We start from the raw sequence: 11,898 nt of genomic DNA on the forward strand, positions 1-11,898 counted from the left end.
GCACGGCAGGTAGGCTCTGTACCCATGGAATTCCGTCATCTCGGCCGCTCTGGCCTCGTTATCTCCGAACTCGTCTACGGCAACTGGATCACCCACGGCGGGCAGGTGGAGGAGGACGCCGCGATCGCGTGCGTGAACGCCGCCCTCGAAGCCGGGATCACCACCTTCGACACCGCCGACGTGTACGCGCAGGGCGCCGCTGAAGAGGTCATCGGCCGGGCGCTGAAGGACCAGCGCCGCGACGGCATCGAGATCTTCACCAAGGTCTACTGGCCGATGGGCCCTGGCAAGAACGACCGCGGCCTCTCCGCGAAGCACATCAAGGAGTCGATCAACAACTCCCTGACGCGCCTCCAGACCGACCGCGTGGAGCTGTACCAGGCGCACCGCTGGGACGTGGAGACCCCGCTTGAGGAGACCATGCAGGCGTTCGCCGACGTGGTCCACTCCGGCAAGGCCCACTACATCGGCGTGTCCGAGTGGAACGCCGAGCAGATCCGCGCCGCGGCCGCGCTCGCCAAGGAACTGAAGATCCAGCTCGTGTCCTCGCAGCCGCAGTACTCGCTGCTGTGGCGGGTCATCGAGGAGGAGGTCGTCCCGGCCTCCGAGGAGCTGGGCATCGGCCAGATCGTCTGGTCGCCCCTCGCGGGCGGCGTGCTGTCGGGCAAGTACAAGCCGGGCCAGGCGGCCCCCGCGGGCTCGCGCGGCGCCGACCCGAAGTTCGGGCGGTTCGTCGAGGGCTGGCTCAAGGACGACGTCCTGGAGCGCGTGCAGCAGCTCGGCCCGATCGCCGAGGAGCTGGGCCTGACCATCGCGCAGCTGTCGCTCGCGTGGGTCCTCCAGAACTCGAACGTGTCCGCGGCGATCATCGGCGCGACCCGTCCCGAGCAGGTCGTGGAGAACGTCAAGGCCGTCGGCGTGAAGCTGCCCGAGGACGTCTACGCGAAGATCAACGAGCTGTTCGCGCCGGTGTCGGTCACCGACCCGAAGGAGACGACGGCGCCGAACCCGCGCGCGTGATCGCCTTCTGAACGAGCTGGGGATCGGCCGCATCGAACCATTCGATGCGGCCGTCCCTTTTGAACCAGGAGCGCTGGCGGCGCACGAAGCGGCGGGTGCCCTGCGCGGTCAGCCGGAACGCCTCGTCCTCGCCGTACTCGCCGGCGAAGTGGGCGAGGACCTGCTGGTAGCCGAGGGCGCGGGAGGCGGTGCGGCCCTCGCGCAGGCCCTTCGCTTCGAGGTCGCGGACCTCGGCGAGGAGTCCCGCGTCCCACATGGTCCGCACGCGGCGCTCGATGCGCTCGTCGAGGAGGGCCGTGTCGAGGTCGACGCCGATGCGGACGGCGTCGAAGTGGGCTTTCGGCTCGGGGAGCGAGGCGGTGAAGGAGCCGGTGAGCTCCACGACTTCGAGGGCGCGCACGACGCGGCGCCCGTTCGAGGGCAGGATCGCCTTCGCGGCCTCGGGGTCGCGGGCCTTGAGGCGCTCCCAGAGGGCGGCGGAGCCGTCGCGTTCGAGGTCGGCTTCGAGGCGGGCGCGGATCTCGGGGTCGGTGCCGGGGAAGTCCATCTCGTCGAGCGCGGCCTGCACGTAGAGGCCGGAGCCGCCGACGAGGATCGGCCGGTTGCCGCGGGCGCGGATCGCGTCGATCGCCTCGCGGGCGAGGCGCTGGTACCCGGCGACGTCGGCCGCCTCGGTGACGTCGAGGACGTCGAACACGTGGTGGGGGACGCCGCGGCGCTCGGCCGCGGTGATCTTCGCGGTGCCGATGTCCATGCCGCGGTACAGCTGCATCGAGTCGGCGTTGACGACCTCGCCGCCCAGGGCCTCGGCGAGCGCGACCGACAGGGCGGTCTTCCCGGCCGCGGTGGGGCCTACGACGGCGATCACCGGCGGTTGTAGGGTTGGGTTGCCGCCGACTACGCTCCTCAATTGAATGACCCCCTCGGTTCGCGCGGCCCCCACCCGGCTGGCGGCGACCCGCCGACCACCGTAAGGTACGGGAAATACGTCCCTAAGTTCGTGTGAAGGATTTGAGATTACCGCGATGAGTGACCTCGGAGACTGGACCAGCTTCGGCCGCATCGACGCCGACGGCACGGTCTATGTGAAGACCTCGTCGGGCGAGCGCGCGGTCGGCTCCTGGCAGGCCGGCTCCACCGATGAGGGCCTCGCGCACTTCGCGCGCAAGTACGCCGACCTGGTGGTCGAGGTCGATCTCATCGCCGCCCGCCTGAACTCGGAGTCCGCCGACGTCGAGCAGGCCGCCTCGCAGCTGCGCAAGCTCCGCGAGGGCCTGGACACGGCCGCGGTGGTCGGGGACGTCGAGGGCCTGGCGACCCGCCTCGACGGCCTGTCGAAGCACGCCGAGGACAAGCTCGGCGAGTTCAAGGCCGCGAAGGAGACCGAGCGCGCCGAGGCCGTCGCCTCCAAGGAGGCCCTGGTGGCCGAGGCGGAGGACCTGGCGTCCCGCGACAGCCACTGGAAGGCGTCCGGGCAGCGCTTCAGCGAGATGATCGAGGAGTGGAAGGCGATCCACGGGGTCGACCGGAAGACCGATCAGAAGCTGTGGCGGCGCTTCTCCGCCGCGCGCGACACGTTCACGCGCCACCGCGGGGCCTACTTCTCCCAGCTCGACGCCGAGCGCAAGGTGATCGGCTCGAAGAAGGAGGAGCTGATCGCGCAGGCCGAGGCGCTGTCGACCTCCCAGGACTGGGGGCCGACGGCCGACGCGCTCAAGGGCCTCATGGCCGAGTGGAAGGACGCGGGGCGGCTCGCGCCCGACGCCGAGCAGAAGGCGTGGAAGCGGTTCCGGGCGGCGCAGGACGTCTTCTTCAACGCGCGCTCCGAGGTCTTCTCGGCCCGCGACGCGGAGCTGGAGGCGAACCAGGCCGCCAAGGAGGAGCTGCTCAAGCAGGCCGAGGCCCTCGACATCGAGGCCGACCCGAAGGCCGCGCAGAACGCGTTCCGCGACCTCCAGGCCGGTTGGCACGACATCGGCGCGGTCCCGCGCAAGAACCAGGCGAAGCTCCAGCGGCGCCTGCGCACGGTCGAAGACAAGCTCCGCGACGCGCTCGACACCGCGTGGCGCAAGGTCCCGGTCGAGGAGAACCCGCTGCTGCTCCAGATGCGCCAGCAGGTCGCCGAGGCCGAGGAGAAGCTCGCCCGCGCGAAGGCCGACGGGAACGCCGGCCGGATCAAGAAGGCCGAGTCGGAGCTGGCCGGGAAGAAGCAGTTCCTGACGTTGGCCGAGGGCTCGAAGTAGACGACTACTGCCGTTTCCCCGGGGTTCGCTGGGACGCATGAGGGCGTTCCGCCACCGGTCGGGATAATGGAGCAGGGCTACGACGGCGTGGACCGCACCGGTCCGCGCCGTTCGCTTTGCCCGCAACCGACCATGTCCCCCAGACAGGAAGGCGGCATCATGTCGTTCAAGAGCACCGCACTTGAAACGCTCCCCCACCAGTTCATCGACGCCGAGAAGGTCTTCAACCTCCGCGACGTGGGCGGCTGGGACGCCGCGGACGGGAAGAAGGTCAGGACCGGCCGGGTCTTCCGCTCCGACAACCTCGGGATGGTCACCGAAGCGGACGTGGACCTGCTGGTGAACCGGCTCGGGGTACGCCACGTCATCGACCTGCGCCGCGCGGAGGAGTGGGACATCGCCGGGCGGTTCCCCGAGACCGCGGGCGTCGAGTTCCACCACTTCGAGCTGATGCACGTCAGGTGGGAGGCGATCGGGCGCGAGTACCCCGAGGGCGCCGACGTCGTCCCGTTCCTGCGGCAGCGGTACACGGGCATGTTCGAGTCGGGGTACCTGTCGGTGCGCGACTCGCTCGACGTGATCGCCTCCGGTGAACCGGTCCTGTTCCACTGCATGGCCGGGAAGGACCGCACGGGCCTGGTCGCGGCCGCGCTCCTGTCGGTGCTCGGCGTGGACGAGGCCGACATCGCCGCGGACTACGCGCTGTCGAACGTCGGCATCGCCCGCTGGCGCGCGTGGCGGGACGCGAACCTCGGCAAGCCCGCCGCCGAGAGCGGCCTCACCACCCCCGCCGAGGCGATGGCGGAGACGATCGCGGAGATGAAGGAGCGCTTCGGGTCGATGCGCGACTACGTGACGGCCACCGGGTTCGACCGGTCCGAGGCGCTGCGCGAGCAGCTCCTCCACTAGGGCTCCTCCACCGGCCGGGCGCGGGCGGGGCCCGCACCCCGCCCGCTCCTTACCGGTCGGCAGGTGGGAAATCGATTGCACAATGTCGTAGGCGGCTCGTAGCTTTGAACGGTGGGCTCAGAGCGGTTGAAAACTCCAGAAGAATCCGACAATCCCCCCGAACGTCAGACGGCGCTGACGAACCTCTGGCGGATGAAGAAGTACCTGCACCCGTACCGGTACCGACTCGCACTGCTGTGGTCGATGGTGCTGCTGAACATCGTCTCCGGCCTCGCGATCCCGCCGCTCGTCGGCCGGGCCATCGACGGGCCGATCGCGCACAAGGACGTCCAGGCGCTGTGGGCGATCGTCGCCGTGATCGCGGTGCTCGGCCTCGCCGACGCAGTGCTCAACCTCGTGCGGCGCTACTTCCAGACCACCACCGCGATGGCCATCGAGGCCGACATCCGCGGCGCCCTGTACGAGCACCTCCAGGTGCTCCACACCGGGTTCCACGACCGGTGGCAGACCGGGCAGCTCCTCGCCCGCGTCACCTCCGACCTCGGCATGGTCCGCCGGTTCTTCGCCGGCGGCCTGGTCTTCGCGATCACCTCGATCGGCATGATCGCCATCATCATGGGGCAGCTGCTGTTCATCGAATGGCGCCTGGCCCTCATCGTCGCGGCCTCGGCGGTCCCGCTGTTCCTCATCGGCCGCAAGTTCTTCCGCGAGTACCTCCCCGCGGCCAGGTCCGAGCAGGACCAGTCCGGCGAGGTCTCCAGCGCCGCGGAGGAGTCGGCGCTCGGCATCCGCGCCATCAAGGCGCTCGGGCGCGGGCCGCTCATGGCCGCGCGCTTCGAGAAGGAGGCCGAGGAGCTGCGGTCGCGCTCGATCTTCAAGAGCATGATCGCGTCCCGGTCCTGGTCGGGCTATGACGCCATCGCCACCGCCGCGGTCGGCGGGGTCCTCGTGCTCGGCGCGGTCATGGTCGCGAACGGCTCGATGTCCGTGGGCGACCTGACCGCGTTCATCATGCTGCAGCTCGCGCTCCTGTGGCCGATCGAGGCATCGGGCTGGGTCATGGCCCACGGCAACGAGGCCATGACGGCGGCCGACCGCGTCTACGACGTGTTCGACACCGAACCGGCGATCAAGGACCGCCCGAACGCCAAGGTGATCGAGCGCAGCGAGGTCCGCGGCGAACTCGTCTTCGAGGGCGTGCGCTTCGCGTTCGAGGACGACACGAAGGACGTGCTCGCGGGCGTCGACCTGCGCGTCAAGCCCGGCGAGACCGTCGCCATCGCGGGGAAGACCGGCTCGGGCAAGACCACGCTCGTGTCCCTGCCCTCGCGCCTGAACGACCCCACCGCCGGACGGATCCTCCTGGACGGCACCGACATCCGCGACCTCAAGCTGGAGAACCTCCGCTCGGTCGTGACCACCGCGTTCGAGGAGGCCACGCTGTTCTCCATGAGCGTGCGCGAGAACCTCGCCCTCGGACGCCCCGGCGCCGGCGAAGCGGACCTCGAAGAGGCCGTGCGCGTCGCCCAGGCCGAGTTCGTCTACGACCTGCCCTACGGCCTCGACACCCGCATCGGCGAGCAGGGCCTGTCCCTGTCCGGCGGCCAGCGCCAGCGCCTCGCGCTCGCCCGCGCCGTGGTCGTGCGGCCCGCGGTGCTCGTCCTCGACGACCCGCTGTCCGCGCTCGACGTGCACACCGAGGAGCTCGTGGAGCGGGCGCTCGCGCAGGTCCTGCGGGACACGACCGCGCTGGTCGTGGTCCACCGGCCGTCCACCGTCGCCTTGGCGGACAAGGTGGCGCTGCTGCACGAGGGCCGGATCGCGGCGTTCGGGCGGCACTCCGACCTGATGGCGTCCAGTCCCGAGTACGTCGACGTGCTGTCGGCCGAGTCCGAGGAGGTTGCGGCGTGACCGTCACCGAGACCGAGAAGCCCGACAAGCACGCGGCGTGGCGCGGTCGCGCGGAGTCCGCGGAGGCGGACCGCACGAGCGCCGAAGTGGACGACGCGGAGTCGATCAGGGAGCTGCGGCTGAAGAGCCGCGCGCTGCTGGGGTGGATGATGCGCCCGCACAAGAAGGGGATCGCGTTCCTGTGCGCGATCCTGGTGGTGCAGAACTTCACGAGCATGGCGACGCCGCTGCTGGTCATGTTCGGGATCGACAACGCGATCCCGGCGATCTCCGAGCGCGGCGACTACTCGATGATCATCGGGATCGGCGTGGTGTTCGCGTTCGTGTCGGTCCTGAAGTACGTGTGCGTGCGGCTGTACGTCGCGCAGTCGGCGAAGGTCGGCAACGCGATGCTGTTCGCGCTGCGCGGCAGGGTGTTCCGCAAGTTCCAGGACCTGTCGGTGTCGTTCCACGAGCGGTTCACGTCGGGGCGCGTGACGGCCCGGCAGTCCTCGGACATGGAGTCGATCCGGGAGATGACGGAGAACGGCGTCGACGACCTGGTGCTGGCGGCGCTGAACGTCGTGACGATCACGATCGTGATGCTGGTGATCGACCCGCTGCTGGCGGCCGTGTCGCTGCTGACGTTCCCGCTGATGCTGCTGCTGGGCCGGTGGTTCAGCAAGGTGTCGGCGGTGGCGTACCGCAAGGCGCGCGAGACCGTGGCGCTCTTGATCGTGTACTTCGTGGAGTCGATGGGCGGGGTGCGCGCGGTGCAGGCGTACCGGCGCGAGCCGCGGGACCGGGAGCTGTTCGCGGGCCTGAACACGGACAACCAGTTCGCGCAGGCGAAGGGGCACCAGCAGAACGCGTTCATGTCGGGCGGGATGCGCGGCATCGGGCACCTGGCGACGGTGGTGGTGCTGCTGTTCGGCGGCTGGCAGGTCATGCAGGGCAACACGGAGCTGGGCGTGCTGGCGGCGTTCCTGCTGTACATGAAGCGGTTCTTCGACCCGCTGAACGAGCTGGTGCAGTTCTACAACGTGCTCCAGTCGGCGACCTCGGCGCTGGAGAAGCTCTCGGGCGTCCTGGACGAGCCGGTGGAGGTGCCGGAGCCTTTGGAGCCCAAGCGGATCGAGTCGGCGCGCGGTGAGCTGCGGTTCGACGCGGTGGAGTTCCGGTACCGGGAGGACCAGGTGGTCCTGCCGGGTCTGGACCTGCGCGTCCCGGGCGGCCAGACGCTCGCGCTGGTGGGCGCGACGGGCGCGGGGAAGACGACGATCGCGAAGCTGGTGAGCCGGTTCTACGACCCGGGCTCGGGTTCGGTGTCGCTCGACGGCGTGGACCTGCGGGACCTGTCGGAGGCGGACCTGCGCGGGAACGTCGTCATGATCACGCAGGAGAACTTCCTGTTCAACGGGACGATCGCGGAGAACATCGAGCTGGGGATGCCGGGCGCTCCGCGGGAGCGGATCGTGGAGGCGGCCAAGGTGGTCGGTGCGCACGAGTTCATCGACGCGCTGCCGGACGGGTACGACACGCACGTGCGCAAGCGCGGCGGGCGGCTCTCGGCGGGGCAGCGGCAGCTGGTGGTGTTCGCGCGGGCGTTCCTGGCGGACCCGCGGGTGCTGATCCTGGACGAGGCCACGTCGTCGCTCGACATCCCGTCGGAGCGCCTGGTGCAGCGGGCCCTGCGCACGATCCTGGCCGACCGCACGGCGATCATCATCGCCCACCGCCTCTCCACTGTGGAGATCGCGGACCGCGTCCTGGTCCTGGAGCACGGCCGCATCATCGAGGACGGCCGCCCCGACGAGCTCATCGACCACGGCGGCGAGTACGCGACCCTCCACCGCCAGTGGGAGGACTCGCTCGTCTGAGGCGTGCTGCGGGGCCGGGCCGGGGGCCCGGCCCCGCGGCGTGTCCGGGCGCGGCCGGGTTCAGCGGCGGGCGCTGAGGATGTAGTAGTCGATCCAGCCGTTCTCGTAGCAGCGCAGCCAGTTGCGGCCCCAGGAGTTGCGGTACTCGGTCTGGGCGATCCAGCGGTCGAACTGGTGCCAGACGTGGTCGCCGACGGGTTCGACGGCGACCTGGGCGAACCCGGCCGCGTCGAGGTCGGCGGCGAAGGCGTCGACCGGGTGGAGGACGTCGATGCCGGAGGCGACGGTCTCGATGAGGTCGGCGAGCGGGGCGTCGGCCGGTGCGTCGCCGGTGGTGAAGAACGTGGCGGCGGCGAAGTGGCCGCCGGGGCGCAGGACGCGGTGGGCTTCGCGTGCGACTTCGGCGAGGTCGTCGACGTGCTGGAGGGCCTCAACGGAGTAGAGGCCGTCGAAGGAGGCGTCGGGGAAGGGGAGGTCGGTGACCGAGCCCTCCTGGAACTCCAGGCGGCCCGAGAGGATCTTCAGGGCTTCGGCGTTGACGTCGGCGGCGCGGGCGAGCTGGGCCTTCGAGCGGTCGAGGCCGGTGGTGTAGGCGGCGTACTCGCGGGCGACGAGGGCGGTGCCGACGCCGATGCCGCAGCCGAGTTCGAGCAGCTCCACCCCCGGCGGCGTGGGGAGGCGCGCGAGCACCTGCCGGTACAGCTCGGCCTGGCTGGCGGTGCGCTCGGCGAGGGTGATGTCGCGGTCGGGGGCGATGGCGTCCCAGTACCCGTAGTTGATGAAGGACCCGGAGAAGAGCGTCAGCGAGCCCAGGTCCAGCTCCCCGTACATCTGGTCCCGCTTGGCCTGTACGTCGATTTCCTGTTCCATCGCCCGATTCTGGCACGGGCGGCGGCGGTCCGGATCATGCGCCGGGTCAGCAGGACCCGCAGCCGGGGGCCTCCTGCTGCGGGAGCGGCTTGCGGCCGATCGAGGGCATCCCGAGGCTGACGCCGGGGAGCTTCGTGGCCTTGCCGGAGGCCCACGCGTCGCCCGCGCGGGTCGCGCGGTGGCTCAGGACCGGGCCGTCGGCGACGAGGTGGTGCGGGGCGCCGTAGGTGATCGCGGTGGTGATCACGTCGCCGGGGCGCACGCCCTCCGCGTTCCCCGCAGGGTCCGTCTCGGAAGGGGTGACGTTGAAGTGGACGAGGCGGCCGTCGCGGGCGCGGCCCGAGAGGCGGCCGGTGGCCTCGTCCTTGCGGCCGTCCCCGGCGGTCACCAGGACCTCGACCTCGGTCCCTTCGAGCCTGCGGTTCTCCTCCCAGGAGATGCGCTCCTGGAGGGCCACGAGCCGCTCGTACCGCTCCTGCACGACGGCCTTGGGGATCTGGTCGGCCATGGTCGCGGCGGGCGTGCCGGGGCGGATCGAGTACTGGAACGTGAAGGCGCTGGAGAAGCGGGCCTCCTCGACCACGTCGAGGGTGGCCTGGAAGTCCTCCTCGGTCTCGCCGGGGAAGCCCACGATGATGTCGGTGGTGATGGCCGCGTCGGGCATGGCCGCGCGGACCTTGTCGAGGATCTCCAGGTACTTCCCAGACCGGTAGGACCGGCGCATCTCCTTGAGGACGCGGTCGGAGCCGGACTGGAGCGGCATGTGCAGCGAGTGGCAGACGTTCGGGGTCTCGGCCATGGCGGCGATGACGTCGTCGGTGAAGTTCTTCGGGTGCGGGCTGGTGAAGCGGACGCGCTCCAGGCCCTCGATCTCCCCGCACGCGCGCAGGAGCTTCCCGAAGGCGAGCTTGTCGCCGAACTCGACGCCGTACGTGTTCACGTTCTGGCCCAGGAGGGTCACCTCGGAGACGCCCTCGGCCGCCAGCGCACCGACCTCGGCGAGGATCTCGCCGGGGCGGCGGTCCTTCTCCTTGCCGCGCAGCGCGGGCACGATGCAGAACGTGCAGGTGTTGTTGCAGCCCACGGAGATCGACACCCACCCGGAGTAGGTGGACTCGCGCTTGGTCGGCAGCGTCGAGGGGAAGGTCTCCAGGGACTCCAGGATCTCGACCTCGGCGGCCCGGTTGTGGCGGGCGCGCTCCAGCAGGACCGGGAGGGAGCCGATGTTGTGCGTGCCGAAGACCGCGTCGACCCAGGGGGCGCGCTTGACGATCTCGCCGCGGTCCTTCTGCGCCAGGCAGCCGCCCACGGCGATCTGCATGTCCGGGTTGGCGCGCTTCGCGGGCGCGAGGTGGCTCAGGTTGCCGTACAGCTTGTTGTCGGCGTTCTCGCGCACCGCGCACGTGTTGAACACGACGAGGTCCGGCGCCGACTCCCCCTCGACCGGGACGTAGCCCGCCGCTTCGAGCAGGCCCCCGATGCGCTCGGAGTCGTGCACGTTCATCTGGCAGCCGTACGTCTTCACCTGGTACGTCTTCACACCGTTCGCAACCACTCCCCCAGGATAGACGCGAGGCCGGTCACACGATCAGGGCCGGGAGCGCGACCGGTCGGTGACGCTGCGCAGTCGCCACACCGCCCACAGTGCACTGTCGTTCGTCCGCCCGTTCACAACCTTTCACAGAGTGCGCGATGTTCACCCTGATTGTTCACGGTAAAGCCCGCTAGTCGCCCAAACTTATCCTTGTCCGGTCTTGTGCGGCCCCCACCGTCCTTATAAGGTGGCCTGCGTGCCGCCTGATCCCCCACGAGACGGTGGCTTCCCCACCAAAGACCCCACGAGCCTCTCTCATCATCATTTCCATTCAAGGAAGAACATGCGCCTCAAATCCACCACCGGCGCGGTCTTGGCCGCTGCCGCACTGCTCGCGACCGGTGCCTGTGTCTCAGAAGACACGAACGAAGCCTCCTCCGACAGCGCCCTCTCCGGCTCGGGCACGGGAGCGGACTGCACCATCGACGAGACCGTCAAGATCGGCGCCGTCTTCAGCCTCACCGAGGCAGCCGCATTCGCCGGCACCTACCAGCAAGAGGGACTGGCGATGGGCTTCGAGGAGCTCAACGCCGCCGGGGGCATCACCTACGAGGTGATCCAGGAGGACGACAAGACCAGCGTCGAGGACTCCGTGGCCGCCTTCGGGAAGCTCATCGACCGCGACGAGGTGAGCGCCATCGTCGGCCCGACCCTCTCCAACATGGCCTTCACGACCTACACCGACGCGGAGTCCGCCGGCGTGCCCGCGCTCGGCGTCTCCACCACCGCCGAGGGCATCCCGGAGATGGGCGACTACATCTTCCGCGCCTCGCTGCCCGAGGAGGTCGCGCTCGCCGCGTCCATCCCGGCCGCCAAGGAGGCCCTGGGCCTCACCAAGGTCGCCGTCCTCTACGACAACGCGGACGAGTTCACCACCTCCGCAGCCAACACGATCAAGGACGTCCTGAACGACGAGGGCATCGAGATCGTCGCCGAGGAGACCTTCGAGACCGCCGACACCGACTTCGCGGCGCAGCTCACCACGGTGCTCGAAGCCGAGCCCGACGCCGTCATCCTCTCGGCCCTGCCCGGCGCGACCGTCCCGCTCGTGAAGCAGGCCCGCAACCTGGGCATCGAGGCCCCCATCGTCGGCGGCAACGCCTTCAACTCCCCCGTCCTGGTCGGCGCGCTCGAAGACGCCTCCGAGGGCCTGATCGTGGGCGGCGCGTGGAGCGCGGCCTCCGACACCACCGGCAACGCCGAGTTCATCGCCAACTACACCGAGAAGTACGGCCGCGCGCCCGACCAGTTCGCCGCCCAGGCCTACACCGCCGCGTACCTCCTCGACCAGGCGATCCGCGCCGACTGCGACGCGAACCGCGAGGCCATCAAGGACAACCTCGGCCAGATCCTCGAATACGACTCCATCCTCGGCCCGATCTCGATCGACGAGAACGGCGAGGTCACCCAGGAGGCCGTCGTCCAGATCGTCCACGACGGCGCCTTCACCCTGCTGTAACCGCTTCGCCGGAACCCCGGCGGACCCCCGTCC

The 11,898-nt window shown here is 70.0% G+C and carries 9 protein-coding genes; 6 read left to right on the forward strand and 3 right to left on the reverse strand.

All coding sequences use genetic code 11. The annotated features are described in order from the left end of the window. Positions 1–24 precede the first annotated feature (24 nt). The gene (locus tag AB0A65_RS07230; RefSeq protein ID WP_359947692.1) at positions 25–1,020 is read left to right on the forward strand and encodes an aldo/keto reductase family protein; all 996 of its coding nucleotides are present in this window, start codon (positions 25–27) and stop codon (positions 1,018–1,020) included. On the opposite strand, the gene miaA is transcribed toward AB0A65_RS07230, so the two are convergent. Beyond that, positions 977–1,936 (reverse strand): tRNA (adenosine(37)-N6)-dimethylallyltransferase MiaA, encoded by a 960-nt coding sequence (miaA, locus tag AB0A65_RS07235; protein WP_359948675.1) that lies wholly within the window; start codon positions 1,934–1,936, stop codon positions 977–979. The two genes, AB0A65_RS07230 and miaA, sit on opposite strands and share 44 nt — an antisense overlap. A gap of 109 nt (positions 1,937–2,045) precedes the next feature. On the opposite strand from miaA, the gene AB0A65_RS07240 reads away from it, so the two are divergent. The 4 genes from AB0A65_RS07240 to AB0A65_RS07255 all read left to right on the forward strand — a co-directional run bounded on the left by AB0A65_RS07240 (position 2,046) and on the right by AB0A65_RS07255 (position 7,942). Further along, positions 2,046–3,263 (forward strand): DUF349 domain-containing protein, encoded by a 1,218-nt coding sequence (locus AB0A65_RS07240; RefSeq protein WP_359947695.1) that lies wholly within the window; start codon positions 2,046–2,048, stop codon positions 3,261–3,263. Positions 3,264–3,422: 159 nt separating this feature from the next. Further along, positions 3,423–4,172, forward strand: a complete 750-nt coding sequence (locus tag AB0A65_RS07245) for a tyrosine-protein phosphatase (protein ID WP_359947698.1) — start codon at positions 3,423–3,425, stop codon at positions 4,170–4,172. Between the two features lie 192 nt (positions 4,173–4,364). After that, positions 4,365–6,083, forward strand: coding sequence for an ABC transporter ATP-binding protein (locus AB0A65_RS07250; protein WP_359947701.1), 1,719 nt, complete (start codon positions 4,365–4,367; stop codon positions 6,081–6,083). Then, positions 6,080–7,942 carry an ABC transporter ATP-binding protein gene (locus tag AB0A65_RS07255; RefSeq protein ID WP_359947704.1) on the forward strand — a complete coding sequence of 621 codons (1,863 nt, stop codon included), beginning with the start codon at positions 6,080–6,082 and terminating at the stop codon, positions 7,940–7,942. The genes AB0A65_RS07250 and AB0A65_RS07255 overlap by 4 nt, the downstream gene beginning before the upstream one ends. 60 nt (positions 7,943–8,002) lie before the next feature. Here AB0A65_RS07255 and AB0A65_RS07260 read toward each other — a convergent pair whose 3' ends face one another. Then, on the reverse strand, positions 8,003–8,812 hold the full coding sequence (locus tag AB0A65_RS07260) for a class I SAM-dependent methyltransferase (protein WP_359947707.1): 810 nt from the start codon (positions 8,810–8,812) through the stop codon (positions 8,003–8,005). A gap of 46 nt (positions 8,813–8,858) precedes the next feature. Continuing rightward, entirely contained in the window at positions 8,859–10,367 is a 1,509-nt protein-coding gene (gene miaB / locus AB0A65_RS07265; protein WP_359947710.1) for a tRNA (N6-isopentenyl adenosine(37)-C2)-methylthiotransferase MiaB, read from the reverse strand. A gap of 322 nt (positions 10,368–10,689) precedes the next feature. Here miaB and AB0A65_RS07270 point away from each other — a divergent pair, with 322 nt between their 5' ends. Further along, entirely contained in the window at positions 10,690–11,865 is a 1,176-nt protein-coding gene (locus AB0A65_RS07270) for an ABC transporter substrate-binding protein (protein ID WP_359947712.1), read from the forward strand. Positions 11,866–11,898 lie beyond the last annotated feature (33 nt).

This window comes from Glycomyces sp. NPDC047010 (genome assembly GCF_040644205.1).
Taxonomy (GTDB): domain Bacteria; phylum Actinomycetota; class Actinomycetes; order Mycobacteriales; family Micromonosporaceae; genus Glycomyces.